This window comes from Dactylosporangium sp. CA-233914, from assembly GCF_050942935.1.
Taxonomy (GTDB): domain Bacteria; phylum Actinomycetota; class Actinomycetes; order Mycobacteriales; family Micromonosporaceae; genus Dactylosporangium.
In genome coordinates this window covers 2,189,930-2,216,479 of the sequence record NZ_CP192030.1, presented here as the reverse complement: position 1 = coordinate 2,216,479, position 26,550 = coordinate 2,189,930, and the positions used below count along the sequence as shown (strand labels likewise).

General features: G+C 72.7%; 23 protein-coding genes. 9 read left to right on the top strand and 14 right to left on the bottom strand.

The annotated features are described in order from the left end of the window. Positions 1–354 precede the first annotated feature (354 nt). Positions 355–678, bottom strand: a complete 324-nt coding sequence (locus tag ACQPY0_RS10130) for a hypothetical protein (protein ID WP_432987202.1) — start codon at positions 676–678, stop codon at positions 355–357. A gap of 1,267 nt (positions 679–1,945) precedes the next feature. Between ACQPY0_RS10130 and msrB the strand changes: the two genes are divergently transcribed. Beyond that, on the top strand, positions 1,946–2,353 hold the full coding sequence (gene msrB, locus ACQPY0_RS10125) for a peptide-methionine (R)-S-oxide reductase MsrB (RefSeq protein ID WP_432987200.1): 408 nt from the start codon (positions 1,946–1,948) through the stop codon (positions 2,351–2,353). Positions 2,354–2,422: 69 nt separating this feature from the next. Here msrB and ACQPY0_RS10120 read toward each other — a convergent pair whose 3' ends face one another. The 8 genes from ACQPY0_RS10120 to ACQPY0_RS10085 all read right to left on the bottom strand — a co-directional run bounded on the left by ACQPY0_RS10120 (position 2,423) and on the right by ACQPY0_RS10085 (position 10,808). Continuing rightward, positions 2,423–2,740 carry an LppU/SCO3897 family protein gene (locus tag ACQPY0_RS10120; protein ID WP_432987198.1) on the bottom strand — a complete coding sequence of 106 codons (318 nt, stop codon included), beginning with the start codon at positions 2,738–2,740 and terminating at the stop codon, positions 2,423–2,425. A 151-nt stretch (positions 2,741–2,891) separates the two neighbouring features. After that, entirely contained in the window at positions 2,892–3,323 is a 432-nt protein-coding gene (locus ACQPY0_RS10115; protein ID WP_432987196.1) for a GNAT family N-acetyltransferase, read from the bottom strand. After that, positions 3,320–4,642 (bottom strand): FAD-dependent oxidoreductase, encoded by a 1,323-nt coding sequence (locus ACQPY0_RS10110; protein WP_432995144.1) that lies wholly within the window; start codon positions 4,640–4,642, stop codon positions 3,320–3,322. Before ACQPY0_RS10110 ends, ACQPY0_RS10115 begins: the two co-directional genes overlap by 4 nt. Positions 4,643–4,686: 44 nt before the next feature. After that, on the bottom strand, positions 4,687–5,154 hold the full coding sequence (locus ACQPY0_RS10105) for a GNAT family N-acetyltransferase (protein ID WP_432987194.1): 468 nt from the start codon (positions 5,152–5,154) through the stop codon (positions 4,687–4,689). A 23-nt stretch (positions 5,155–5,177) separates the two neighbouring features. Beyond that, complete coding sequence (locus ACQPY0_RS10100) at positions 5,178–6,680, bottom strand: deoxyguanosinetriphosphate triphosphohydrolase family protein (protein WP_432987192.1); 1,503 nt, start codon at positions 6,678–6,680, stop codon at positions 5,178–5,180. Positions 6,681–6,711: 31 nt separating this feature from the next. Beyond that, a complete protein-coding gene (locus tag ACQPY0_RS10095; protein WP_432987190.1) occupies positions 6,712–7,581 on the bottom strand; it encodes a methyltransferase domain-containing protein in 870 nt (289 codons plus the stop codon). Between the two features lie 5 nt (positions 7,582–7,586). Continuing rightward, positions 7,587–9,965 (bottom strand): hypothetical protein, encoded by a 2,379-nt coding sequence (locus ACQPY0_RS10090; protein WP_432987188.1) that lies wholly within the window; start codon positions 9,963–9,965, stop codon positions 7,587–7,589. A 90-nt stretch (positions 9,966–10,055) separates the two neighbouring features. Beyond that, positions 10,056–10,808 (bottom strand): TetR/AcrR family transcriptional regulator, encoded by a 753-nt coding sequence (locus ACQPY0_RS10085; RefSeq protein WP_432987186.1) that lies wholly within the window; start codon positions 10,806–10,808, stop codon positions 10,056–10,058. A 41-nt stretch (positions 10,809–10,849) separates the two neighbouring features. Between ACQPY0_RS10085 and ACQPY0_RS10080 the strand changes: the two genes are divergently transcribed. Genes ACQPY0_RS10080 through ACQPY0_RS10070 form a run of 3 tightly spaced genes read left to right on the top strand, consistent with a single transcriptional unit; the run spans position 10,850 to position 14,407 of the window. Further along, positions 10,850–11,848 (top strand): ATP-binding cassette domain-containing protein, encoded by a 999-nt coding sequence (locus tag ACQPY0_RS10080; protein WP_432987184.1) that lies wholly within the window; start codon positions 10,850–10,852, stop codon positions 11,846–11,848. Beyond that, positions 11,841–12,599, top strand: a complete 759-nt coding sequence (locus tag ACQPY0_RS10075; RefSeq protein WP_432987182.1) for an ABC transporter permease — start codon at positions 11,841–11,843, stop codon at positions 12,597–12,599. The genes ACQPY0_RS10080 and ACQPY0_RS10075 overlap by 8 nt, the downstream gene beginning before the upstream one ends. Positions 12,600–12,643: 44 nt before the next feature. Further along, on the top strand, positions 12,644–14,407 hold the full coding sequence (locus ACQPY0_RS10070; RefSeq protein WP_432987180.1) for a GH25 family lysozyme: 1,764 nt from the start codon (positions 12,644–12,646) through the stop codon (positions 14,405–14,407). 31 nt (positions 14,408–14,438) lie between these two features. Here ACQPY0_RS10070 and hemQ read toward each other — a convergent pair whose 3' ends face one another. Continuing rightward, positions 14,439–15,137, bottom strand: a complete 699-nt coding sequence (gene hemQ, locus ACQPY0_RS10065; RefSeq protein WP_432995142.1) for a hydrogen peroxide-dependent heme synthase — start codon at positions 15,135–15,137, stop codon at positions 14,439–14,441. Positions 15,138–15,139: 2 nt separating this feature from the next. Beyond that, positions 15,140–16,456, bottom strand: a complete 1,317-nt coding sequence (gene hemG / locus ACQPY0_RS10060; protein ID WP_432987178.1) for a protoporphyrinogen oxidase — start codon at positions 16,454–16,456, stop codon at positions 15,140–15,142. A gap of 239 nt (positions 16,457–16,695) precedes the next feature. Here hemG and ACQPY0_RS10055 point away from each other — a divergent pair, with 239 nt between their 5' ends. Further along, complete coding sequence (locus tag ACQPY0_RS10055) at positions 16,696–17,811, top strand: HEAT repeat domain-containing protein (RefSeq protein ID WP_432987176.1); 1,116 nt, start codon at positions 16,696–16,698, stop codon at positions 17,809–17,811. Positions 17,812–17,859: 48 nt separating this feature from the next. Here ACQPY0_RS10055 and hemE read toward each other — a convergent pair whose 3' ends face one another. Continuing rightward, a complete protein-coding gene (gene hemE, locus ACQPY0_RS10050; protein WP_432987174.1) occupies positions 17,860–18,873 on the bottom strand; it encodes a uroporphyrinogen decarboxylase in 1,014 nt (337 codons plus the stop codon). Between the two features lie 69 nt (positions 18,874–18,942). Here hemE and ACQPY0_RS10045 point away from each other — a divergent pair, with 69 nt between their 5' ends. Further along, positions 18,943–19,494: a DUF3000 domain-containing protein gene (locus ACQPY0_RS10045; RefSeq protein ID WP_432987172.1), complete on the top strand. Its 552-nt coding sequence runs from the start codon at positions 18,943–18,945 to the stop codon at positions 19,492–19,494. A gap of 59 nt (positions 19,495–19,553) precedes the next feature. Here ACQPY0_RS10045 and ACQPY0_RS10040 read toward each other — a convergent pair whose 3' ends face one another. Together ACQPY0_RS10040 and ACQPY0_RS10035 are read right to left on the bottom strand one after the other, a co-directional pair. After that, the gene (locus ACQPY0_RS10040; RefSeq protein ID WP_432987171.1) at positions 19,554–20,408 is read right to left on the bottom strand and encodes a hypothetical protein; all 855 of its coding nucleotides are present in this window, start codon (positions 20,406–20,408) and stop codon (positions 19,554–19,556) included. Positions 20,409–20,522: 114 nt separating this feature from the next. After that, the gene (locus ACQPY0_RS10035) at positions 20,523–21,428 is read right to left on the bottom strand and encodes a trypsin-like peptidase domain-containing protein (protein WP_432987169.1); all 906 of its coding nucleotides are present in this window, start codon (positions 21,426–21,428) and stop codon (positions 20,523–20,525) included. Between the two features lie 475 nt (positions 21,429–21,903). Here ACQPY0_RS10035 and ACQPY0_RS10030 point away from each other — a divergent pair, with 475 nt between their 5' ends. The 3 genes from ACQPY0_RS10030 (at position 21,904) to ACQPY0_RS10020 (ending at position 26,532) form a co-directional block, all read left to right on the top strand. Next, on the top strand, positions 21,904–23,172 hold the full coding sequence (locus ACQPY0_RS10030; protein ID WP_432987167.1) for an HRDC domain-containing protein: 1,269 nt from the start codon (positions 21,904–21,906) through the stop codon (positions 23,170–23,172). 97 nt (positions 23,173–23,269) lie between these two features. Continuing rightward, the gene (locus ACQPY0_RS10025) at positions 23,270–24,463 is read left to right on the top strand and encodes a thiolase family protein (protein ID WP_432987165.1); all 1,194 of its coding nucleotides are present in this window, start codon (positions 23,270–23,272) and stop codon (positions 24,461–24,463) included. Continuing rightward, positions 24,460–26,532 (top strand): 3-hydroxyacyl-CoA dehydrogenase NAD-binding domain-containing protein, encoded by a 2,073-nt coding sequence (locus ACQPY0_RS10020; RefSeq protein ID WP_432987163.1) that lies wholly within the window; start codon positions 24,460–24,462, stop codon positions 26,530–26,532. Before ACQPY0_RS10025 ends, ACQPY0_RS10020 begins: the two co-directional genes overlap by 4 nt. Positions 26,533–26,550 lie beyond the last annotated feature (18 nt).

The following is a 26,550-nucleotide window of genomic DNA, read 5'->3' as shown; positions in this document are numbered from 1 at the left end:
TCGGACTCCGACGCGTAGCAGCATCCATGGGTCACCGCGGTGAACACCGGCGGCGTGGCAACCGACGGAATGTCAGTTCAGGTAGGACGAATCGGACATAACACCCATTCGCCACCAACAGCGCGTGAGCCGGTTACGTTCGCCTGTGTCACCCTGCGTAGCCGGTCCGGTTGCGAGTCGCCGCCGAGGGGGCCTGCCCGGTGGCGCACGCGCTCGTGGACATCAGTTGTGAGATCTCGGCACCGTCCCGCGTGCGTCGTTCTTCCAACGTGGAGACGAAGTCCGCCACTTGAGCCCCGGCAACGAAAATATGGCGACGTCCCACCGCGGACACGGACGGCGTGACGGTCGCCGTCAGCGGATGCGGCGGGACGGCTGGGGACGCGGCCGGCGGACGCCGTCCAGGGTGGGCTCGTCGTCGGGGACGAGGCGACGGCGGCGCGGGGCCGGCACGCGGGTCGGCTCCGACTCCTCGTCGCGGTCGCCACCGAGGCGGGTCAGGTAGAGCACGCCGGCACCGCCGATGATGAAGGCGAAGCCGATCGTGGTCATCAACGACGACGTCGGGCCGGTGACCGGAAGCTCGCCGAGCGAGGCGACACCCGCGCCGCGGCCCGGGATCGCGGTGGCCCCGCCGCCCGGCGCGCCGGCAACGCTGCCCGTTCCGCCGCCGCTCAAGCTCGTGGTCCCGGGCCTGCTCCCCCCGCCGCTCGGGCTCGTGCCGCTCCCGCCTGTGGCCTGCCCGCTGCCACCGCCCGCCGGCCCGCCGTTGCCACCGGTGGTCGGGCCACCGTTACCCTGCCCGCTGCCGCCACCGTTCGCGCCCGGCCCGTTACCGTTCGAGTTGCCCTGCCCACTGCCACCGCCAGGCGTGGTACTGCCGGTCCCCTGCCCGTGACCGCCACCGCGATGCGTACCACCCGACCCGCCGCCATACCCACTCCCGGCGCCACCGTGACCATGCCCGGAGCCACCGTGACCGTGCCCGGCGCCGTGACCCGAACCACCCAGACCATGACCCAAACCAGAGCCCCACCCCGAGGTGCTGTGGCCGCCATAGCCCAAGGCGCCGGAGCCGTGACCCGCACCACCCTGACCATGACCCGAACCGGAGCCACGCCCCGACACGCCATGGCCGCCATAGCCCGAAACGCCGGAGCCGTGGCCGGAACCGTCCTGACCACCGTGTCCCCAGCCGGCACCGGTCCCCCCGCCGGCGTGGGCGCCGTGGGGGGAGCCGGCGACGTTGCCCGAATCTTGAGTCGTGTCGGGGGCGGCTCCGTGGGTCGGAAGGTCGCCGTTCCAGGTGCGGGCGCCGCCGCCGGAGCCGTAACCGGTCGCGGTGTCGTGGCCCGAAGTTCGGCGTGAAGCCGCATGCCGAGTCGCTGTCGCACCCGCCCGGCGGGCCTGGGCCGAGTGGTGGCCGGACGCCGCGGCCGTTGCGGCCGACGTGATCCGGTGAGCCGAGGTCGCCTGACCTGACGGTGTCGCGGCCGGGACGGCGTGGGTGCCGGCCGTCGTGGCGGGGCGGGCTGGGTTCCACGAGGTGTTGGTTGTCGTCGGGGTGTCCCCCGGCCGGGCGGGCGGGGCCGGCAGTGCGGTCTCCGTGCCGGTCAGGGACAGCGTGCTGGGCCGGGGCGAGGTCCCGGCGGTGTCCTGGGGCTGGTCCGGCAGAGCAGCCGCCTGGGCGGCGGTGGCCAGGGACGTCACGCCGGCGGCACTCAGGGCTACGGCCGTGTACAGCAGCCTCATCGACGCACCAACTCCCCCAAAGACGGATAAGTCTTAAAAGTCCGAATCGTGGCTTTCGGAGGAAAGAACGACCCAGGCACCTCGGACGATTCGGGCATCTACCAGCAAACGTCACAAGCCGCCAACAGTGGACCGGCTGCCGCGTTCGTGGGCTGTAATGGCCGGGGCCGGGGGCACGGCCTACCGTTGAGGCATGACCGAGCCACTCGTCACCCTGCCGACCACCGACGCCGAGTGGCGGGCGCGGCTTTCCCCGGACGAGTTCCGGGTGCTGCGACTCGCCGGCACCGAGGCGCCGTGGAGCGGGGAGTACGTCGAAACCAAGACCGAGGGTGTGTACCACTGCCGCGCCTGCGGTACCCAGCTCTTCGACAGCGAGACCAAGTTCGACTCGCACTGCGGCTGGCCCTCATTCGACGATGCCATCCCCGGCACCGTCAAGGAGATCGAGGACCGCTCGCACGGCATGGTGCGCACCGAGATCCGGTGTGCGCGGTGCGACTCGCATCTGGGCCACGTGTTCCGGGGCGAGGGCATGACCCCGAAGAACACGCGGCACTGCGTGAACTCGCTGTCGATCAAACTGGAGCCGAAGGCGTAGCTAACGCAGGGGGCCGAAGCAGAGCACGACGTCCACGCTGAGGTTGTCGACCTTCTGCGAGTTGCCCTTTCAGTCCCACGAGTAGCTCTTGTCGGCGCCCGCCACGTCGTGGCAGGCGCCGTCGACCTGGAAGGACAGCACGTTCGTCACGCGCTTGAGCACCTTGTGGTCGGCCTGCGCCGAGCCGCAGTCGGCCCGCTGCGGCTCCGGCGGGTCCAGGTCGACGCAGTCGCCCTCCTTGGCGACGTTGATCGCCTTGGCCGGGTCGACGTCCTTGGTCCCCATACAGACCACGTGTTCGCCGGTGCTCGCCGACGACGCCCCGGCCACCTCGGCGCACGACCTGCCCGAGGAGCCCCGGACGGCGAGCACCCGATACTTGGGCACGACACCGGCCGGTAGGGCTCGTCGGGCGCGTCGCGCACGCAGTCGCCGGCCTTGGCCGCGTCAACGCGGTCGGCGCCCAGCACGAACTTGGATTACAGTCCGATCCCGACCGCGACCAGCAGGATCACCAGGTACACCTTGGTGGTGCCGACTACGCGACCGGCCGGACCATGGGCACGTGCTCGATCCCGTCGTCGTCGTAGGCGGGCCCGTCGACGACGAAGCCGAATCGCTGGTAGAGGCCGGTGGCGACGGTCTGCGCGTCGAGGACGGCGACCCGGGCGGGCCCGATGTGCTCGAGGGCCGCGCCGAGCAGCTGCCCGGCGAGCCCGCGGCCGCGCGAGGCCGGGGCGGTCACCACGCGGCCGATGCGGGCCTCGCCGCCGGGCTCGCGCAGCACCCGCAGATACGCGGCGACGGAGCCGTCGGGCGCGTCCAGCCACATGTGCAGCGTCCCGGGCTCGGCGTCCCGCCCGTCCAGCTCCGGATACGGGCAGTGCTGCTCGACCACGAACACATCGCAGCGCAGCTTGAGGATCCGGTACAGCTCGGCCGCCGAGAGCGAGGCGAAGTCGGAGATCACGACGCCGACTGTAGAGCCTCGGCCGCCTTGCGCGCCGCGATGAGCACCGGGTCCCACACCGGCGCGAACGGCGGGGCGTAGGACAGGTCGAGGGAGGTCATCTCCTCGACGGTCATGCGGTGCCACAGCGCCACGGCCAGGGCGTCGATGCGCTTCGCGGCACCCTCCTGGCCGACGATCTGCGCGCCGAGCAGGCGGCCCGAGGTACATTCGGCGATGATTTTGATCTTGATCTTCTTCGCGCCCGGGAAGTAGCCGGCGCGGGTCGTCGACTCGGTCACGACGCTGTAGACGGCGAAGCCCGCGGCCTCGGCTTCGGCGGTGGACAGCCCGGTGCGGGCCACCTCGTTCGCGCAGATCTTCGTCACCGCGGTGCCGACGACGCCCGGGAACGTGGCGTATCCGCCGCCGATGTTGATGCCGGCGGCGCGCCCCTGCTTGTTGGCGTGCGTGCCCAGCGCGATCGCCACCGGACGCTGCGAGACCAGGTGCAGGTTCTCCACGCAGTCGCCGGCGGCCCAGACGCCCTCGGCCGAGGTGCGCATCCGCCGGTCGACGCGGATGCCGCCGGTCTCGCCGATCGCGATGCCGGCGTCGCGGGCGAGGCCGCTCGCCGGGCGGGCGCCGAGGCCGAGGATGACCAGGTCGGCGGGGATCTCGCCGGCGCTGGTGCGCACGGCCGCGACCCGGCCCGCGCGGGTGTCGAAGCCGCCGAGGCGCTCGCCGAGGCGCAGGGTCACGCCTTCGGCGCGCAGCGCGTCGGCGACGAGCCCGCCCATGTCCGCATCCAGGGTCCGCATCGGCTGGTCGGCCGCGTCGACGAGGGTCACGTCCAGGCCGCGGCGCAGCATCGCCTCGGCCATCTCCAGGCCGATGTACCCGCCGCCGACGACGACCGCGCGGCGCGGCCCGTGCGCGTCGAGGTAGGACAGCAGCCGGATCCCGTCCTCGAGGTTCTGCACGCCGTGGATGCCCTGCGCGTCGGCGCCGGGCACGTCGGGGCGGGCCGGCACCCCGCCGGTGGCGATGACGAGCTGGTCGAAGGGTTCGCGGTACTCGCGCCCGTCGCCGCGCACCGTGACCTCGCGCCGGTCCGTGTCGATCGCCACGACGGTGCTGGACAGGCGCAGGTCGATCCGCTGCCGCTCGCGGAACTCCTCCGGGCGGCGCGCGACGAGGTCGTCGGGCTCGCTCACGTCGCCGGCGACGAGGTACGGGATGCCGCACGCGGAGTAGGACACGTGCTGCCCGCGCTCGAAGGCGACGATGCTCAGGTCGTCGGCGGGGCGCCGCTTGCGGGCCTGGGACGCGGCGCTCATCCCGGCCGCGTCGCCCCCGATGACAACCAGCCGCTCCGGACCGCTCACGTGAGGTCCTTCGCCATCTGGATCGCCATGGTCTGGAAGCCGAGGCTCTCGTAGAGCCGCCGCGCACCGGTGTTGACCCCGAAGACGTTGAGCCCGAGGCTGGTGATCCCGCGCTCGCGGAGCACGTCCTCGGCGGCGAGCATGAGCGCCCGCCCGTAGCCGTGGCGGCGGTGGCCGGGGTCGACCTGGATGTCGTACACCCACGCCTGCGGCCGGGCCTCGGTGGGCAGGGCGAGCCAGATGTACCCGACCGCCGCCCCCTCCTCGTCGACGCCGGTGAACAGCAGCTGGCCGTCGGTGCCGACCCCGTCGGGCAGCAGCCGCGCGAGCAGCGCCGCCACGTTGGCGTGCACCGTCTCGGGCCGGTCGCGCCCGGCGCGCACCTCGTCCTGCGCGTAGTCGCGCTGGAGCACGGGCAGGCGGGCGTCGAGCTCGTCCTGGGTCATCGGTCGCAGTCGAAGCATGCGATCACCATACGAAGGCATCATCACAACACGAAGGCATCTGTCCACAGCTGGCGCGAACGGCCGGAGAGCGCCTCCAGCAGCCCGACCGCCTGCCCGTCGGTGAGGGCGGCCACGAAGTCGACGATCGCGCGCCCGCGGGCCATCCCCGGCACGTCGAGGCGCTCGAGCCCGTAGTCGGCCGGGGTCACCGCCAGCGCCTCGGCCTCGGCCAGCTCCACGAGATCGTGCAGCCGCCGGGGCAGCCGCGCCTCCTCCCCCGGGTCGGTCAGCCACGCGTGCAGGGCCTCGACCAGCCCGGCCAGCAGCCGGGCCTGGCCGCGCTGGTGCAGGGCCAGGTCGGGCCGCTCCAGCACGAAGCGGTGATGGATGAACTTCAGCACCTGTACCTCATGCCACTGCGCGGTCGCCAGCAGCACGTGGCCGGAGCGGACCGGCGGGTCGGGCCGCACGTGCACGGCGTCGATGAACCGGCGGGTCCAGCGGGCCGAGAAGCGCGCGACCGCCTGCTCGGCGTCGATCGAGCCGTCGAACGGCGCGGCGAGCAGCCCGTCGGCCAGCTCGCCCCGCACGTGGGCGACCGCGGCCGCGAACGCGTCCTGGTCGTAGATCCAGCCGTCCTTGCGCCGCAGGTCGCGCCGCAGCTGCTCCACCGAGCGGCCCGGCCGGCGGGCGACCGCGCGCAGCCCGGCGTCAGGCATGTCGCGCAGCTCGGCGGCGTCGCGCTGCCAGGCGACCAGCTCGGCGGCGACGGCGCCCTGCTGCAGGACCCCGACGCGGTGGAAGTCCTCGAGGTCGTGGATGGCGTAGGCGATGTCGTCGGCGGTGTCCATGACGGACGCCTCGGCGGTCTGCTGCCAGTCGGCGAGGCGGCCCGCGAACGGGGCGCGGGCCTGGCGGACGTCGGCGAGCTCGCTGACGTACGCGCCGAACTTGCTCGATCCGACCGCCGGATCGCCGCCGGCGCCGCGGGGCGTCGGGTCGAGGTGCATCGGGTGCGGGTCCGGGTACGTGCGGCGGGTCCACGGGTACTTCAGCAGCGCCGCCCGTACCGCCGCGGTGAGGTCCAGCCCGATCGCCGCGCCGCGGACCTGGGTGCTGGTGACGATGCGGTACGACTGGGCGTTGCCCTCGAACCCGTCGGGCAGCCCGAGCCGCTCGCGGGCCAGCCGGTCCAGCACGTGCTCGCCGAGGTGCCCGAACGGCGGGTGGCCGAGGTCGTGGGCGAGCGCCGCGGCCTCCACGACGTCGGCGTCGCACCCGCCGAGCTTGTCCAGCAGCGGGTCGCTGCCGAGGCGCTCGACGATCCCGCGCGCGACGGAGGCCACCTTGAGGCTGTGCGTGAGCCGGTTGTGCACGAGCAGCCCGGAGCCGCCGGGGCTGATGACCTGGGTGACGCCGGCCAGCCGGGCGAAGAACGGCGAGGCGACGATCCGGTCCCGGTCCACCCGGTAGGGGCTGGCGGTGAGATCCCCCGGGGCGACGACGGCCCCGCCGAACAATCGTTGCGCGCGCAGGTCTTCCATGAGACCAGTTCTATCAAGAGAGTAGGGCCCATCAAGCGGATGCTTTGCGGACCTCGATCACGAACCCGCTGGCCGCCTGGGCCGCCATCGGATGGTGCACGAGCAGCAGGTCGAGGAGCTTGAGCGGGGACAGGACCCAGGTCAGCGGCAGGATCGCCCGGTAGAGGCGGCGGCTGCCGAAGGAGAGCAGCATCGCGAGCCACTCCTGCAGCACCCACAGCATGCCGGAGGTGGGGCCGGCGCCGACCCGGACCGCGAGCACCTCGAAGTCGCCGAACTGCTCGCGCAGGCCGACCTCGGTGAAGCGCTGGAAGTCGTACGGCGAGGCGTGGAACGGCTGCATGAAGGGCACGAAGACGAGCATCCGGCCGCCGGGGCGCAGGACGCGGTGCATCTCGGCGATGTGCCGGGCCGGGTCCGGCACGTGCTCGAGCACGGCGATGCTGATCCCGCCGTCGAGGCTGCCGTCGGCCAGGGGCAGGCGGCGCAGGTCGGTGACGAGGTCGACGTTGCCGTACGAGCCGCCGTCCATGCAGATGATCCGCGGGTCGCGGCGGTGGGTGCCGCAGCCGAAGTCGGCGACGAGGTCCCGGTCGAGGTCGAAGCTGCGCAGGAACGGGGTGACGAGCCCGGGCCGGTCCTGGACCGGGGAGAGCACCTTGATCGCGGCCGGGTACAGCCGGTGGAACCGGGTCTTGACCAGCTCCTTGACCCGGTTGAGGGCGTCGGCCTTGAGCTCGGACTCGCCGAACCCGCCGAAGTCGAGCTGCTCGCCGCGGCGCGTGCCCATCGGCCCGCACACCACGCAGACCAGCGACGGGTCGAGCCGAGCGTGACAGCGGGGGCACGCGAGCACCTCGGCGAGGCGGCCCTGGCGTGTGTCCGTGATCGTGTCGTGCATCGTCGTCACCCCAACTCGTAGATCGCGATACGGCCCGCGCGGAAGCGGAACTGGGCGTAGTCCTGGATCCAGGTGGAGGGCAGCAGCAGGTAGCCCTCGTCGGCCATGAGCCATTTCACGTGGTACTGCTCACGCAGCTTGCCGATCGTGGCCGCCGTCGGGTGGTAGAACGCGGCGTCGTTGTCGGCGAGCTTCTGCGGGTCCCAGTAGGGCGCGAAGATGGCGTTGACGTGTGCCTTCGCCGCCTCCTCGTGCGCGCGGTTCGTGAAGCCCCAGCCCTCGACGAGGAAGCGGCGCTCGCTGTAGGCGGAGAACCAGAAGTGCCGGTTGTCGCAGCCCTGCAGGGAGTACGGGTCGCCGACGCAGTGGGCGTTGGTGGCGACCAGGTCGCCGGGCGCGGAGTGCTCGCGCAGCCAGCGGCCGGCCTCCTGGGTGCCGGGCGTGACGAAGGTGGCGATCTGCACCACGCCGCGCCAGCCGCCGAGGTGGGAGGCGCGGGTCATGAGGTACACGTGCTGCAGGGCGGTGATCATGCAGGCGCCGGCGAGCATCGCGCACACCAGCGTCCTCCAGGCCGGGATCCTTCGCTTGTACACCCACCAGCCGGCCGCCCCCAGCAGCCCGAAGGAGAGCAGGTACGGCCAGACGAGGGCCCACAGCGTGAGCCAGAGGCTGCCGGTGTTCTGCAGCTTCGGGGTGTGCATCGAGCCGAGCTTGTGCACGGCGAACAGGATCGCGGCGCCGGCGGCGATCGCGAGGTACACCTGACGCAGCAGCCGCTTCGCGGGCAGCCCCGGCGGGGTCAGCAGGACCAGCCCGACCACCGAGGCGAGCGTCAGGTAGGGCCGGGCGGAGACCATGAACCAGCCCTCGGCGCCGGCCTCGTGGCCGAAGACCATGAGCGCGCCGACGCCGGACAGGCCGATGCCGAACATGAGGATCACCGGGTCGGCGGCGATGCCGAGGTCGCGGCGCATCCGCCGGGCGTGCTGGATGGTGGGCGCGAGCCGCCCGAGGCCGAGCAGGCCGGGCCAGATGCAGGCCCAGCAGCTGATCGTGATCAGGGTGACGACGAGCAGGCGCCACGGCGGGTGGGGGTACTCGGGGGCGGCGAACTTCAGCGTGTACGGCGCGCCGGAGATCTGCGCGAAGTGCAGCGGGTCGATCGCCATGCCCTGCGAGGCGCCGCCGAAGAGCACGAACTGGGCGAAGAGCAGCCCGAGGAGGGTGATCCCGGCGGCGAAGAGCGCGCCCGGGTGCACGCGCTTTCTGGTGACGAGCCGGACGGCGACGACCAGCAGCAGCCCGGCCAGCAGCATGGGCAGGAACGTCGCCTTGGCGCCCGTGACCGCGGCGGTGAGCAGGACCACCATCGACCAAGCTGGTTTGGTGTGGGTGGCCATCGCCTCGACCAGGGCGAGTGCGAGGCCGGCGAAGAGCAGGGCGCCGAACGTCTGGGTCGGGCTGGTCCACAGCTGGGCCCGCAGCGAGGAGCCGTCCTCGTACGCGTTGGTGCCGAACGCCGAGAACCAGCCCTCCAGCGGCCAGTGGTACGGCAGCGGGGTCAGCACGAAGAAGGTGACGACCGCGGCCGCCGCCCCGGCCCACCACACGCCGGTGAGCCGCCGCCCGATGACGCCGAGCAGCGCGACGAGGCCGAAGAGCATCGGCAGCGGGGCGAGGCGGACCAGCAGCACGTGCGGCTCGATGCCGGTGACCCAGGAGGTGGCGGCCATCTCGGCGTAGACGAACCAGTGGTACAGCACCGGCTGGTCGGGCAGCCACGGCGACAGCAGCGGCATGTGGTGCTTGGCGTCGCCGATGAGCGCGAGGTGGAACGGCGAGTCGGCGTCGGGGCTGAGCATGCCCGGCTCGCGCAGGTCGTGCGTGCGGAAGAAGCGCACGCAGCTCCAGTAGAAGACGACCGCGGCGGTGCCGGAGAGGAGCACCGACCACCACAGCGGGGTGCGGTCGGCGGGGTCGGTGCTGCCGCGCCAGTACCGCCGCAGCTTCGGCACCGCCGCGAAGAGCGCGAGGACCGCGGCGGGCCAGGCGAGCACCAGCAGCGGCAGCCCGATCGCGCGGGCCGGGATGTAGGTGAGCACCTCGCCGGCGTAGCCGATCGCGAGGCCGGCGCCGAGGTCCTCGACGAGCCACCCGCAGCGGCGGCGGATCGCGCGCCAGATCAGGGTGCCCGGGGCGATGACCGCGCACACGACGTACACCGTGAAGATCGCGGTCGTCGAGAACGGGACCCCGTAGAACTTCAGGCCGGCCGCCACGAGCACGACGACCGCCGCCGGTGGGATCCAGGCCGCCGCGACCCGCCGGGAGGGGGCCGCGGCGACGGGCACCGGGGTTCGCCGCTCGACCGTTGCTGTCACCCGCGCTCCGCTCTCCAAGATGTCTGACGCAACGTATGCAACGGCAGACCCGGGGGTGAGGGAGCGCGGATTTTTCCCCCGATGGTGTTTTTATGCCTCGGCGCGACGCTTCATGAAGGCGTCCAGGCCGTCGAGGAAGCGCTCCACGCCGAAGTCGAAGTCGTCGTCCGGGCGGGAGTCGGAGGTCTCCAGCACGCCGGAGGCGAGCAGCTCGCCGACGGCCGGGAAGCGGACCGGGTCGGCCAGCAGGTGCAGCAGCCGGCCGTACTCGAACATCGCCTGCTCCGTCGTGCCGCCCTGGGACTGCGCGGCGGCGTCGATGTCGGCGGTCAGCAGCGCCCAGTTCCGGGCGATCCCGCTCACGATCATCATCGCGGAGAGCCGCTCGTCGTGGCGCAGCGGCGTGTCGCGCATGATCGCCAGGCCGTGGTTCATCCAGGCGATCTGGTTCGGGGTGATCGGCGGGGTGGTGATCGGCACCCGCACGACCCAGGACTGGCGGCGCAGCAGGGCGAGGTACTCCGCCGCGAACCGGCGCAGCCCCGCGCGCCACCCCAGCGCCGGGTCCAGCTCCGGCGGCGTGCCGAGGGCCGCGTCGACCATGAGGTCCAGCAGCTCGGTCTTGGCGGTGACGTAGCGGTACAGCGACATTGTCGCCGCCCCCAGCTCGCTCGCGACCCGGCTCATCGACACCGCGCCGAGCCCCTCGGTCGCGGCGACCTTCACCCCGGCGGCGACGATCCGCTCGAGCGTGAGCCCCGGCCGGGGCCCCTTGCCGGGCCGCTCCCGCAGGCCCCAGGCCGCGGCGAGGACCGGGGGTATGCCGTTTTCCTGCTCGCTCATTGACTGGGATTCTACTTCTGCGTATAACGTACGCATAGCTTATGGCGTACGCAGTAGAGCGTACGTCGCACGCAGAAGGGATCACGGTGGACGACCTCGCGATCGAGGCGACCGGCCTCACGAAGTCCTACGGCAAGCTCAAGGTGCTCACGGGGGTGGACCTGCGGGTGCCCGCCGGGACGGTGTTCTGCCTGCTCGGCCCGAACGGGGCCGGCAAGACGACCACCGTGCGCATCCTGACCACCCTCACCCGCCCCGACGGGGGCACCGCCCGGGTCGCCGGCCACGACGTGGTCCGCGAGCGGGCGAAGGTGCGCGCGTCGATCAGCCTCACGGGGCAGTACGCCGCGGTCGACGAGTTGCAGACCGGCGCGGAGAACCTGCGGATGACGGGCCGGCTCTCGGGCCTGTCGCGGCGCGACGCGCACCGGCGCGCGGACGAACTGCTGGAGCGCTTCGGGCTCACGGCGGCGGCGCACCGGCGGGCCGGGCAGTACTCCGGCGGCATGCGGCGCCGCCTCGACCTCGCCGCCGGGCTGACCGGCGCGATCGGCCCGGCGACGGTCGTCTTCCTCGACGAGCCGACCACGGGCCTGGACCTGACCAGCCGCCAGGCGATGTGGGAGGTGGTCGACGAGCTCGTCGGGTCCGGGGCCACGGTCCTGCTCACCACGCAGTACCTCGAGGAGGCCGACCGTCTCGCCGCCCGCATCGCCGTGGTCGACCACGGCCGCGTGGTCGCCGAGGGCAGCCCGGCCGAGCTCAAGCGCCGCTTCGGCGACCAGCGCCTCGACCTCGACCTCGCCGACCAGGCCGCGTTCGAGACCGCCCTGGCCCTACTGGGCGCCCGGGTCGTCCAGCGCGACGAGGCCCGGCTCACCCTCGGCGTGACCACGGACGGCAGCGCCGCCCACGTCCGCTCGGTGCTGGACGAGATCGACCCGTCCGGGGCCGGCGTGCGCCGCTTCTCCCTGCACAGCGCCACCCTCGACGACGTCTTTCTCTCCCTCACCTCGAGTAAGGAGCTCGCCGGTGTCTAGCACCGCATTGACCCAGTGGAGCGTCCTCGGCGGCCGCTCGCTGCGCCTCGGCCGGCGTAACGTCGAGGCCCTGATCATGTCGATCGCCCTGCCGGTCCTGCTGATGATCGTCTTCGTCTACCTCTTCGGCGGCGCGATCCAGACCGGCACCGAGTACGTCACCTACGTCGTGCCCGGCGTGATGCTGCTGTGCGTCTCGTTCGGCTCGGCGATGACCGCGGTGTCGGTGGCCAACGATCTCAAGGGCGGCATCGTCGACCGGCTGCGCTCACTCGACGTCGGCGGGGCCGCGGTGCTGTCCGGTCACGTGGCGGCGAGCCTGGCCCGCAACATCGTCTCCAGCGCGCTGGTGCTCGGAGTGGCCTTCGCCATCGGCTTCCGCCCGCACGCCGGCGCCGGGCAGTGGCTGGCGGCGCTGGGCATCCTGGTGCTGACCATCGGCGCGGTGTCGTGGCTGTCGGCGGCGCTGGGGCTGCTGGCCGGCTCGCCCGAGGCCGCGAGCGGCTACACGTTCGGGATCACCTTCCTGCCGTACGCCAGCAGCGCCTTCGTCCCGATCACCACGATGCCGTCGTGGCTGCGCGGCTTCGCGGGCAACCAGCCGGTCACCCCGATCACGGAGAGCCTGCGTGGCCTGCTGCTCGACCAGCCGGTCGGCGACGCCCCGTGGCGCGCGGTGGCCTGGTGCGTGGCCATCATGCTCGCCTCGGTGATCGCGGCGGCGCTCCTGTTCAAGGCGCGGTCGAAATAGCAAATATTCGGACATGTCCGGATATCACGGGTTACCGTGCCCGCATGCGGAGCCTCCTCGCCGTCGTCATGCTCGCCGGTCTGCTCAATCCCGTGCCGTCCCCCGCCGCGGCGGACAACGGGCCCGCGCGGGCGGGGGCCCGCGACCGGGTGGAGGCCGCCGCGGCCGTCCCCGGGCCGCAGTACACGGTCAAGGGCATCGACGTCTCCAGCCACGACCACAGCGTGTTCAAGACGATCGACTGGGGCGCGCAGGCCGCGCAGGGCGTCAAGTTCGCCTACATCAAGGCGACCGAGACCAACAACTACGTCAACCCGTACTTCGCCAGGGACATCGCCGACGCCAAGCGGGCCGGGCTGCTCGCCGGGGCGTACACGTGGGCCCGGCCCGACCACGGCGACCCGGTCGGCGACGCGAACATCTTCATCGACAACGCGGCCTGGGTGAACGACTCGAAGACCCTGGTGCCGTTCGTCGACCTGGAGTGGCCGTACTTCAAGACCGTCGGCCCCTGCTACAACCTCGACCAGACCGCGATGCGCGCCTGGATCCAGGCGTTCCTCGACCAGATCCAGGTCCGCATCGGGCGCAAGGCGATGATCTACACGGCCGCGAGCTGGTGGAACCAGTGCGTCGGCAACACCACCCAGTTCGCGTCCTACCCGCTGGACGTGGCGAGCTGGAGCGGCACCACCCCGAAGCTGCCCAACGGCTGGTCACGGTGGACGCTGTGGCAGTACACCGGCGGGGACAACAACCAGCTGGGCAACTACGACAAGGACGTCTTCAACGGCGACCTCGAGCAGCTCAAGCGGCTGGCCGGGATCGACCCGCCGGAGCCGCTGATCGCCAAGCCCGCGGTGATCGCGCACGCGGCGACGGCGCAGATGCAGGTGTACACCGACGCCGGGCACGGGCTCTCGCAGCGCTTCTGGAGCCCGGGCTACGGCTGGTCGAGCTGGAGCAACTTCGGCGGCGGGATCGCCGGCACCCCGCACGTGCTGCAGAACCCGGCGTCCCGCACGGTCGAGGTGTACGCCCGGACCCGCGACGGGCGGCTGGCGCAGAAGTACTGGCAGGCGGGGCGCTGGTCGGACTGGACGGATCTGGGCGGGGACCTCGCCGGGGATCCGGTGGTGTTCTACAGCCCGCGGTACGGCTCGACGGAGATCTACGCCCGCGGCCGCAACGGGCATCTCATGCAGCGCTTCTACGCCGGCGGCTGGTCGGGCTGGAACGACCTCGGCGGCGACCTGGCCGGGGACCCCGCCGAGGTGCTCTACAACCCGGTGTATCGCACCACCGAGATCTACGCGCGCTCCACCTCCAACGCGTTGGTCCAGCTCTACTACGGTTCCACCTGGTCCGGCTGGAGCAGCCTCGGCGGCGACCTGCGCGGCGATCCCGTGGTGTTCCGCAGTCCCCTCTACGGCACGACCGAGATCTACGCCCGGACCGGGGGCGGTCATCTGGCGCAGAAGTACTATTCGGGCACGCAGTGGTCGGGCTGGAACGACCTGGGCGGATCGTTGAGCGGGGATCCGGCGGTGTTCTACAACCCGCAGTACCGCTCGACGGAGATCTACGCCAGCGACGGCGGCACGCTGCGATACATCCTGATCATGCCCGGCGGCGGGTGGATGCCCTGGACCGGGATCGGCGGGGCCCTCGACACGGACCCCGCCGTCGTGCTCAATCCCTGGACCGGCAACACCGAGATCTACGCGGTGTCGAACGGCAATCTCGTCACGCAACTGTGGTTGCGCGGCATGTCGGTGTGGTCAGGCTGGTCGACCATCATGCAGTGATCGCACGTCGGGGCGGTCTTCGGTCCGTTGTTCACGGCAGGTTGGCCACCAGATCGGCGATGTCGCGGCGACGGCCCGTGTAGAAGGGGGTCTCCTCGCGCACATGGCGGCGGGCCCGCGACGCGCGCAGCTCGCGCATGAGGTCGACGATGCGGTGCAGCTCGTCGGCCTCGAAGGCGAGCATCCACTCGTAGTCGCCCAGGGCGAAGCTGGCGACCGTGTTGGCCCGCACGTCCGGGAAACCGCGGGCCTGCTGGCCGTGCTCGGCGAGCATCGCGCGGCGCTCCTCGTCGGGCAGCAAATACCACTCGTAGGAGCGCACGAACGGGTAGACGCACAGCCACTCGCGGGGCTGCTCGTCGCTGAGGAAGGCCGGGATGTGGCTCTTGTTGAACTCGGCCGGCCGGTGCAGCGCCAGCTGCGACCACACCGGGGTCATCCGCCGGCCGACGCCGGTGCGGCGGAAGGCGGAGTACGCCTCCTGCAGCGCCTCGGCGCTGGGCGCGTGCCACCAGATCATGAGGTCGGCGTCGGCGCGCAGGCCGGCGACGTCGTAGGTGCCCCGGACCACGACGTCCTTGGCCGCGAGGTCGGCGAAGAAGGCCGAGACCTGGGTCGTGTCGCGGTTGTCGGCGCCGTAGGGCGTGGCGAGCCGGAAGACCGACCACATGGTGTATCGGATGCTGTCGTTGATCTCCCGGATGCGTGCGGCGTTCGTGCTTGTCATGATCCCTATTCTCCCAACTGCCGCAGGACCGCCTCCGCCGCGGCCTGCCCCGACGTGACGCAGGCCGGAATGCCGACGCCGTCGTAGGCCGCGCCCGCGACGGCGATCGGCGGGCGCGCGGCCAGACCCGCCCGCAGGGCCGCGACCCGGTCACGGTGCCCCGGGGTGTACTGCGGCAGCGCCCCGCCCCACCGGAACACCGCGCGACCCAGCTCCTCGGGCAGGGCGTCGAGCCCGACGAGCCGGGCGACCTCGGCGCGGACCACCTCCACGAGCCCGTCGTCGGTGCGCTGCAGCTGCCGCTCGTCCCCGTGCCGCCCGACCGAGGCCCGCAGGATCGTGACGCCGGGCCGGCGCAGGTGCGCCCACTTGTGGTCGAAGAACGTGACCGCCTTCACGGCGAGCCCCTCGGTCGCCGGCACGAGGAACCCGGACAGGTCGGGCAGCTTGGTCTCCGGCAGCGCCAGGGCGACGAGCGCGATGGAGGCGTACTCCAGCTCGATCGCCGCGTTGAGCAGTCTCGAAGCCGGTTTCGCCGGCACCGCGAGCACCACGGCGTCGGCGTCGAGCGTCGCCGCGTCGCGGGTGGAGCCGAGCACGAGCCGCCACCCGGCGCCGTGCTCGTCGATGCTCCGGACGGTGGTATTCGGCCGCACGTCGGGCAGCGTGGCGGCGATGGCGTCCACGAACCGGCTCATGCCGCCCTCGATCGCCCCGAACACCGGCGCACCCGGCGTGCGCGGGGTCTTGCCGACGGCCTCGGCCAGCGCCCCGGTGAGCGTCGTGTGCCGCTCCGCCGCGTCGGCGAGCCCCGGCAGCGCCATGCGCAGCGAGAGCCGGTCGGCGCGCCCGGCGTACACCCCGCCGAGCAGCGGCTCGACGTAATGGTCGACCACCGCGTCTCCCCGCCGCGGCCGCACCAGCTCCCCCACGCTCATGTCCGCGCCGGGCGCGAGCAGCGGCGTGTCCCGGGCCGGCTCCTCGCCTTCCCGCAGCGGGATCCCCATGAGCGTCCCGGCCGGCAGGTCCTGCAGCGTCCCCCCGATGGCGACGGCCGCCTTGGCCGCGCTCGGGTGCACGACGGCGTCGCCGAGCCCGACCTCCCGGGCCAGCCGCAGCGCCGCGCTGGGGCCGCCGACCAGGAACGACTCGGCCCCCCGCTCGACCGGAAACCCGGCCAGCGTGCCGGTGGACAGCTTCCCGCCCGGCCGCTCGCGCTGCTCCAGCAGGACGACGTCCAGGTCCGGCCGGAGCGTGTGGACGCGATGCGCCGCGGCCAGCCCGGCGATCCCCGCACCGATCACCACGACGCGTTTTGTCATACCCGGAGTCTATTGTCGCGGCAGGGACGAGCGGCGGGTGGCAGTGATCACGGGCGCGGCCCACGGCATCGGCCGCCGCACCTGTCCAACCGCTCCCGCTGACCCTCACCGCACCCCTCGGTTTCGCTTCCCATGTGCGTCGATATGTCAGCGAGTAGGGTGATCGTCCGCCCCGGGATGTCCATCTGAGGGGCGAACCCCTCTGGAAGATCTTCGGCAAGGCGCGCACACTCTCGGAGATGAGCGACCTCGCGTCCTCCCGCCCCGTCCCCGACGAGCCGCCGGACCCGCGCCCCGGTGGCCCCTCGGACGTGTCCGGCCTGTTCCCGAGCGCCGCGGAGCTGTTCGTCCCGGCGGCGCGGGACCCGTCGGACCTCGACGAGTACGCGCTGAGTCCCCTCGCCGAGATGATCGCCGACCTGGCCGACCTGGGCCCGCCCTCCTCCGGCGTCCCCGGTGATCCCGCCCGCTTCGGCCCCGGCGGCCAGGCCGGGCCGCCCGCCGCCGCGTCCGACGACACCGAGCCGACCGCCCGCACCATCGCCGCCCTGCTCGCCGCCCCGCTGACGACCCCGGCGGAGCTGGCCGACGCGGTCGCCTGGTGCTACGACGACGCCGCGCTGCCCCTGCTGCTGCCCCTGGCCCGCCATCCCCACGCCGCCGTGCGCCGCGCCGTGGCCCAGGCCCTGCCGAGCGTCCTGGGCGAGGCCGCCCCGGAGGACACCGTGCACGCCCTGATCGCCCTGAGCGCCGACCGCGACGAGGACGTACGCGACTGGGCCTGCTTCGCGCTGGGCACGCAGCTGTCGGAGGTCGACTCGCTGCGGGTCCGCGACGCGCTCGTCGCCCGCCTCGACGACCCGCACGACGACACCCGCTGCGAGGCGCTGCTGGGCCTGGCCCGCCGCCGCGACCTGCGGGTCCTGCCGGTGCTGCACGAGCGCCTGTCCCGGGACAACGTGTTCTCCCTGGAGATCGACGCCGCCGGCGCCCTCGGCCACGCGTCCCTGCACACCCTCGTCCGCGGCCACCTGTCGGGCTGGGACGACGACGTGGTGGCCCGCGTCTGCGCCGCGCTGCGCCTGACCGACCCGGACGGCGTCGGCGACGACCTGCTCGACGGCCTGTCCGACTGGTTCCGCGCCGGCGCGCCCCACGCGACGGACGAGGACCGCTACTGGTGGTCGGTGACGCTGCAGCTGCTCGAACACGCCGAGTACCGCGCCCCGGAGATCGCCGAGCAGGTCCACTACCGCCTGCAGTTCGCGGAGCCGGCGACGACCCTGATGCTGGGCTCCCGCCTGTCCCAGCTGGCCGGCGACCACGGCTGGCCCCGCTGGCGCCCGTCCTGCTGACCGGGGTCAGCGCCTCCGCCTCCGCCTGACGCCCTCGGGGCCGTCAACTCACGCGGAGTGGATCAGCTCCACGAGTCTGCTCAGCGCGTCCGGGTCGGTTTCCGGGAGGACGCCGTGGCCGAGGTTGAAGATGTGGCCGGGCGCCTTCTGGCCCTCCGTCAGGATTCGGCGCGCCTCCTGCTCCACGACCTCCCATGGGGCCAGCAGCACGCACGGGTCCAGGTTGCCCTGCAGGGCCTTGCCCGGCACGCGGGCCGCGGCCACGTCCAGGGGCGTGCGCCAGTCGACGCCCACCACGTCGGCGCCCGCCTCGGCCATGGCGGGGAGGAGTTCGGAGGTGCCGACGCCGAAGTGGATTCTCGGCACCGCGCCCGTCAGGCCGGTCAGGACCGATCGGGAGTGGGGCAGGACGTAGCGGCGGTAGTCGGCCTCCGACAGGGCGCCGGCCCAGGAGTCGAAGAGCTGGATCGCCTCCACTCCCGCGTCGATCTGGACCTGCAGGAAGGTGCGGGTGATGTCGGCCAGGCGGGTGCACAGGGCGTGCCAGACGTCGGGCGCGCCGTACATGAGGGCCTTGGTCTTCGCGTGGTGCCGCGACGGGCCGCCCTCGACCAGATAGCTGGCGAGGGTGAACGGGGCGCCGGCGAAGCCGATGAGGGCGGTCTGGCCCAGCTCGGCGAGCAGGAGCCGGATCGCCGCGGCCACGAAGTCGACCGCGGCCGGCTCCAGCGGGGCGATGGCGTCGACGTCGGCGAGCGAGCGCACCGGGTCGGCCACGACCGGGCCGGTGCCGGCGACGATGTCCAGATCGATGCCGGCAGCCTGCAACGGTACGACGATGTCGCTGTAGAGGATCGCGGCGTCGACGTGGTGACGGCGCACCGGCTGGAGGGTGATCTCGCAGACGAGGTCGGGGCGGCGGCAGGACTCCAGCATGCCGATGCCGGCGCGCAGCTCACGATACTCGGGCAGGGACCGGCCGGCCTGGCGCATGAACCAGACCGGGGCGTGGGGAACCGCCTCGCCGCGGGCGGCGCGCAACAACAGTTTCATCGGATCCATCGTTTCACTCAGTGTGTACGGGCGGCGCGGCGGCACCCCCTTCGCGCGTTTCCGTCTTAGTCTTCCGTTATGGCGCCATCGACCGCGACTCCACCCACGTTCACCCGGGCGGTGGAGGAACTGCGCGCCGTGACCGCCCGGCCGGAGATCACCCTCGAGGAGGTCCCGGCCCCGCAGCGCCTGGCGCCCTACGCGCACGCCATCAGCGGCACCGTCCTGCGCCACGGCGACGAGGTGGCCACCGGCCGGCTGATCCTCCTGCACGACCCGGCCGGCCACGACGCGTGGGACGGCACGATGCGGCTGGTGACCTACGTGACCGCCGAACTCGAGGCCGAGCTCGCCACGGACCCGCTGCTGCCCGGCGTCGGCTGGAGCTGGCTGGTCGACGCCCTCGACGGGCACAGCGCGGCCTACACGGCCATCGGCGGCACGGTGACCCAGACCATGTCGACCCGCTTCGGCGACCTGGCCGGGCCCCCGGCCGCCGCCGACCTGGAGATCCGGGCGTCCTGGACCCCGACCGGCGACGACATGCAGGCCCACGTCCACGCCTGGTGCGCCCTGCTCGCCTCGACGGCGGGCCTCCCGCCGCCCGGCGTCACCGCCCTGCACGCATGAGCAAGCGCCCTCCGTCCGGGGACGGAGGGCGCCGGAGCAGTACCACAACGCGGGCGGGATCAGATCCCCAGGATCACCTGAGCCTCGTTGCAGGGCTTCTGCAGCTCGTTGAGCTTGTTCTGGGCCGTGGTCTTGTCGTTGGTCGACGCGGCCTCGAGCAGCAGCCGCAGGCAGGTGCCGATGACGTCGCGCTGGCGCTTGGCCTCGGTGCTGTCGGCCTGGGTGCCGCGCAGGTTTTGCTCGGCCTTGGTCAGCTCGTCGGCCTTGGCCTTGAGGTCGTTGCGGGTCTGCTCGAGGTCCTTGTTCGACTGATCCAGCGAGGCCTGGCGCTGGGACGAGAGGGTCTCGGACTTGTCGAGCTTGCCGGACTTGTCGACGTAGAGGCCGACGAACACGCCCGCGGCGATGACCGCCAGGGCCAGCAGGCTCGCCAGCAGCGGCACGGCGACGCCGCGCTTCTTCGGCGGCTCGACCGGCGGATAGGCAGCCGGCAGGCCGGGGAAGCCGGCGATGGGCGGGGCGGAGACCGGGCCGTACGCCGTCGGCGGGCCGGACATCGGCGGGCCCGACATGGGCGGCGCGGACATCGGCGGGGCCGGCTGCGCCATCGGCTGCAACGGCGGCTGCATCGGGGCGGTCGGCGGGGCCGAGACCGACGGGTCGAGGTTGTAGGAGGCCTCGCCGCCGTACATCGGGAGCTGCGTCGTGCCCTGGTCGTGGACGGGCTGCGGCTGCGGCGGCACGGGCTGGCCGTACTGCGGCTGCGCCGGTACGGGCTGGCCGTACTGCGGCTGCGGCTGCGGCTCGCCGAAGGGCGCGGCGGGCGGCGGCGGGTAGGCACCGGACGGCGCGTTCGGGTCGGGGTAGCCGTATCCCTCGTTCGGATTCCCGTGGGGGTTGCCGGGGTATGCCATGGTCTCTTTCCTCCTGATCGTCCCGCCGGGCAGCGGCCCCGAGGGGAGTCGTACGGCCGGCGACCGGGGATGCGCCAGCGATGTCAAGCACTCAAAAGATCAATGCACAACGAGTCAGCAGACCGACGGGACGGTCTCGCAGACGACGGAGATCGGGATGGCCAGGCCGATGCCCTCGGCCTGCTGGGCCTTCAGCGTCGCGACGCCCACCACCTCCTTCTTGGCGTTGAACACCGGGCCGCCGGAGTTGCCCGGGTTGATGGCCGCGTCGAACTGCATGAGCGACTCGCCGTTGAGGGTGCGAAACGCGCTCACGACACCGGTCGTGACCGTGTCCTCCAGGCCCATCGGGGAGCCGATGACGAGGACCGGCTCGCCGACCTTCGGCACCGCGGAGGCGGGCAGGAGCTTGGTGAACTCCTCGTCGGTGTGCAGCACGGCGAGGTCCTTGTCCGGGTGCACCTCGACGATCTTGCCGGGGAAGCGCTGGTCGGTGCGTTCGAGGCTGACGTCCTTCTCGCCCTTCGCGTACGCCTCCTGGACCACGTGGTAGTTGGTGATCAGGTTGGTGCCGCCGCCCGCGGGGGCCTTGCCGATGGCGAACCCGGTGCCGATGGAGGACCTGGTGCTGACCCGGAAGACGCTCGGGCGCACGCTCGCGGCGACCTCGGCGGCATCGAGGCTGCCGCCGGTCTTCTGCTCGATCCGGTCGGCGCGGTCCTCGAGGGCCTTGAGCCGGGCGGCGTCGGCGGTCTGGGCGGCCTTGGCGGCCGAGTCGGCCTGGTCGACCTTCTTCTCCAGGTCGACGATGAACGCGGCCTGGACGCCCACGACGATCAGCAGCAGGATCGCCACGACGAGCGCGACGGCGCCGAGCGCGCTGCGGCGCGGGCGCGGCGCGGCGGAGACCGGGGGCACGCTGTGCGGCGGCGCGACGGCGGGCGCGGAGACCGGCCAGGCGCTGGTGGGCTGCGCCGGCATCGACCCGGTCACCGGCGGGAACGAGCCGGTCTGGGTCATCCGAGGGGGAAGTGGACCGAGTCGCTCCTGATCGTCGCCGGGGCCGCCCGCGTGGTGCGGACGGTCGTCGAACGTATCGGAACTGCCGGAAGCCACCGGGTTGGAGGGGTCATACCCGGCCGTCATGCTTCTCGTTTCCTTCCTGTCACGGTTCCACCCGTTCACGGTTCCACCCGTTCACGGTTCCAACCGTTCACGGTTCCACCCGTTCACGGTTCTACCCGTTTCGCCACATTTCGAAAAGCGCGGCGATACCGCAGTCGGCCCTCACCCTAGACGGCCTGCACAAGTGCCGCGACCTACGAAGCAGCCTCTGTACACAACCGGACCGTCCGCGCACGGGAACCGTACCGGCAACGACACCCGCCCGTCCGCCCCGTCCACGATGTCTTCACGGTGTCGGTGGACACTCAAGAACCTCGACGCGCCGGACCGGCTGCAGCGGGGGACCTATGGCGCAACGTACGGTTGTCGCGTGACCGACGAACCCCCCGCGCGGCGTCGGGACGAGGAGCCAGACAGTCCGGGCAAACCGGACCACGAGACCGAGCCCGTCCTGCTGACCGCCCCCCGAGACGGGACCCCCGAGCCGATCGCGGACCGGGCCGAGCTGGCGCGCGCCGTGGAGCGCTTCGCCGGCGGCACCGGCCCGGTGGCCGTGGACGCCGAGCGCGCCTCCGGCTACCGGTACACCCACCGGGCGTACCTGGTCCAGCTGCGCCGCGCCGGCGCCGGGACGGTGCTGATCGACCCGCTGCCCTTCAGTCAGCTGCCCGAGCTCGACGAGGTGATCTCGCCCACCGAGTGGATCCTGCACGCCGCCAGCCAGGACCTGCCGTGCCTGACCGAGCTCGGACTGCGCCCGACCCGGCTGTTCGACACCGAGCTCGCCGCGCGGCTGTGCGGCTTCGAGCGGGTGGGACTGGCCGCGCTCACGGAGTCGCTGCTGGGGTACACCCTGGAGAAGCACCACTCCGCGGCCGACTGGTCCACGCGGCCCCTGCCCACGTCCTGGCTGACGTATGCCGCCCTCGACGTGGAGCTGCTGCTGCCGCTGCGCGACACGCTCGCCGAGGAGCTCGCCAAGCAGGGCAAGACCGAGTGGGCCGCGCAGGAGTTCGCGGCCCTGGTCGCCTCGGCCGGCGACCCGCCGCGGGTGCGGGCCGACCCGTGGCGGCGCACCTCCGGCATCCACCGGGTCCGCGGCGCCCGCGCCCTGGCCCGGGTCCGCGCGCTGTGGAGCGCCCGGGACGAGATCGCCCAGCGCCGTGACGCGAGCCCCGGCCGGGTGCTCGCCGACGCCGCGATCATCGCCGCGGCCGAGGCCGACCCGAAGGACGAGCGGTCGCTGCTGGCCCTGGCCGGCTTCGGCGGGCGCTCGGTGCGCCGACTGGCCCCGACCTGGCTGACCGCGCTGTCCGACGCCCGCGCGCTGTCGGACAAGGAGCTGCCCACCACGCCCCCGTCGGAGGGGCCGCCCCCGCCGCACCGGTGGGCCGAGCGCGACCCGGTCGCGGCGGGGCGGCTGGTGCGGTGCCGCGAGGTGGTGACGGGGCTCGCGACGGCCAGCAACCTGCCGCCGGAGAACCTCATCACCCCGGATTCCGTACGCCGCCTGGCCTGGTCGCCGCCGGAGGAGCTCACGGAGGAGGCGGTGGCGGCGGTGCTGTCCGGCTACGGCGCGCGCCCGTGGCAGGTGGGGCTGGTGTCCCCGGGGCTGACGGAGGCGCTCAAACCGGCCTGAGGACGGCGCAACCGGTCTGCCGCGGGTGAAAGGGTTCACAACCCGGCGCGACCTACTGGCGAGTAACATTGCCGGTAACTCGTTGCTAGGAGGACTCGTGCCCCGTGCTGTCCGCGACGTCGTCTTCGTCGACGGCGTGCGCACCCCGTTCGGCAAGGCCGGTGGGATGTACGCCAACACCCGCGCCGACGACCTCGTCATCCGCTGCATCCGCGAGCTGCTGCGGCGCAACCCGCAGTTGCCGCCGGAGCGCGTCGACGAGGTCGCCATCGCCGCCACCACGCAGACCGGCGACCAGGGCCTGACCATCGGCCGGACCGCCGCGCTGCTGGCCGGCCTGCCCAAGACCGTGCCCGGCTACGCCATCGACCGCATGTGCGCGGGCGCGCTGACCGCGGTGACCACCGTGGCCGGGGGCATCGCGTTCGGCGCCTACGACGTGGCCATCGCCGGCGGCGTCGAGCACATGGGCCGCCACCCCATGGGCGAGGGCGCCGACCCCAACCCGCGTATCCTCGCCGAGCGGCTCGTCGACCCGTCCGCGCTGGTCATGGGCTCGACCGCGGAGAACCTGCACGACCGGCTGCCCGGCATCACCAAGGAGCGGGCCGACCGGTTCGGCTACGCCTCGCAGGTGAGGACCGCCGCCGCGTACGCCGCCGGCAAGCTGCAGCCCGACCTGGTCAGCATCGCCACCCGCGACCCGGAGGCCGGCTGGGGCCTGGCCACCGTCGACGAGGCGCCGCGGGAGACGAGCCTTGCGAAGCTCGCCACGCTCAAGACCCCGTTCCGCCCGCACGGCCGGGTCACCGCGGGCAACGCGGCCGGCCTCAACGACGGGGCCACCGCCTCGATCATCGCGGCCGAGGAGGTCGCCCGGGAGCTCGGGCTGCCGGTCGGGATGCGCCTGGTGTCGTACGGCTTCGTGGGCGTCGAGCCCGAGGTGATGGGCTTCGGGCCGGTCCCGTCGACGGAGAAGGCGCTGCGCCTGGCGGGGCTGCGCATCGACGACATCGGCCTGTTCGAGCTCAACGAGGCCTTCGCGGTGCAGGTGCTGGCGTTCCTCGACCACTTCGGCATCGCCGAGGACGACCCGCGGGTCAACCCGTGGGGTGGCGCGATCGCCGTCGGTCACCCGCTCGCCTCCTCCGGCGTGCGGCTCATGACGCAGCTCTCGCGGCAGTTCGCCGAGCGCCCCGACGTGCGCTACGGCCTGACGGCGATGTGCGTCGGCATCGGCATGGGCGCGTCGGTCATCTGGGAGAACCCGAGCTGGGAGGGCGCCAAGTGAGCGCAGCACTGACGAACCCCAATGAGGTCGTGACGAAGGCGCTGCTGCGCTTCGTGACCCTGCCGAGCCGCGAGCGCGCCGCGCTCATCACGCTCGACAACGGATTCGACCACACCAAGCCGAACTCGTTCGGCCCGGCCGGCCTGGCCAGTCTCGAGGCCGCGATCGACGAGGCGGTCGCCGCGGCGCCGAAGTTCATCGCACTGACCGGCAAGCCGTACATCTTCTGCGTCGGCGCCGACATCACCGGCATGCCGCTGCTCACCGAGCGGGCGCAGGCGCTGGAGCTGGGCCGGTACGGCCACCGCGTGTTCAAGAAGTTCAAGGACTCCCCCGTGCCGACCTTCGCGTTCATCAACGGCGCGGCGATGGGCGGCGGCCTGGAGCTGGCCCTGCACTGCCACTACCGGACCGTCTCCTCCGGCGCGGCGGCCCTCGCGCTGCCCGAGGTCGCGATCGGCCTCGTCCCCGGCTGGGGCGGCACCCAGCTGCTGGCGAACCTCATCGGCATCGCCCCGGCCGCCCAGGTCATCCTGCAGAACCCGCTCACCCAGAAGCAGCTCAAGCCCGCCCAGGCGCACGAGCTCGGCATCGCCGACGCGATCTTCTCCCCGGCCGACTACCTGGAGCGCTCCCTGGCCTGGGCCGAGGGCGTCGTCGACGGCGAGATCACCGTGACCCGCCCGGAGATCGACCGGGACATGTGGGACGGCGTGCTGTACTTCGCCAGGCACCAGCTCGACGAGCGCCTCCACGGCGCCGTGAACTCGGCCAACCAGGCGCTGGAGCTGCTGGCGCTGGCCAAGGACGCCTCCTTCGAGGACGGCACGGCCGCCGAGGACGAGGCCCTGGCCACGCTCATCATGGGCGACCAGGCCCGGGCCAGCCTCTACGCGTTCGACCTGGTGCAGCGGCGCGCCAAGCGGCCCGCCGGCGCCCCCGACAAGAACCTCGCGCGGGACGTCACCAAGGTCGGCATCGTCGGGGCCGGGCTCATGGCCTCCCAGCTGGCGCTGCTGTTCGTGCGCCGGCTGGAGGTGCCGGTCGTGCTCACCGACCTCGATCAGGAGCGGGTCGACAAGGGCGTCGGATACGTGCACGCCGAGATCGACAAGCTCGTCGGCAAGGGGCGCCTGGACGCCGGGAAGGCGGCGAAGTACCGCGGGCTGATCGCCGGCTCGGTCGACAAGGCCGCGTTCGCCGACGCCGACCTGGTGCTGGAGGCGGTGTTCGAGGACCTCAAGGTCAAGAAGCAGGTGTGGGCCGAGGTCGAGAAGATCGTCCGCGACGACTGCGTCCTGGCCACCAACACCTCCTCGCTGCCGGTCACCGAGCAGGCCGCGGACCTCGCCCACCCGGAGCGGGTCGTCGGGCTGCACTTCTTCAACCCGGTCGCGATGATGCCCCTGCTGGAGATCGTGCGGGCGGCGCAGACCGACGACGCGACCCTGGCCACCGCGTTCGCCGTGGGCAAGGCGCTGAAGAAGTCGGCGGTGCTGGTCAAGGACGCCCCGGCGTTCGTCGTCAACCGGCTGCTGACCCGCTTCCTCGGCGTGGTCACCGCCGCCGTCGACAACGGCACCCCGATCGACGTCGCCGACTCGGCCCTGGACCCGCTCGGCCTGCCGATGCGCCCGATGGCCCTGCTCACCATGGTCGGCCCGGCCGTGGCGCACCACGTGGCTGAGACGCTGCACCACGCGTTCCCGGACCGCTTCGGCGTCTCGGCCAACCTCGGCCGGGTCGTCGAGGCCGGCAAGCGCGGCTTCACCGACTCCGACGGCAACCCCGACCCCGAGGTCCTCGCCCTGCTGGAGGTCGGCGACTCGCCGTCGACCGCCGAGCAGTTGCGGGCCGAGGCGACCGGGGCCCTCGCGCGCGAGATCCGGCTGATGCTCGACGAGGGCGTCGTCGCCGACCCGCGCGACATCGACCTGTGCATGATCCTGGGCGCCGGCTGGCCGTTCCACCTCGGCGGGGTGACGCCCTACCTGGACCGGGAGGGCATCTCCGAAACGGTGACCGGCTCCCGCTTCCTGCCGGAAGGTGCGGCAAACGCCCCCCACTAACGGCGAATGTCCCCTAAA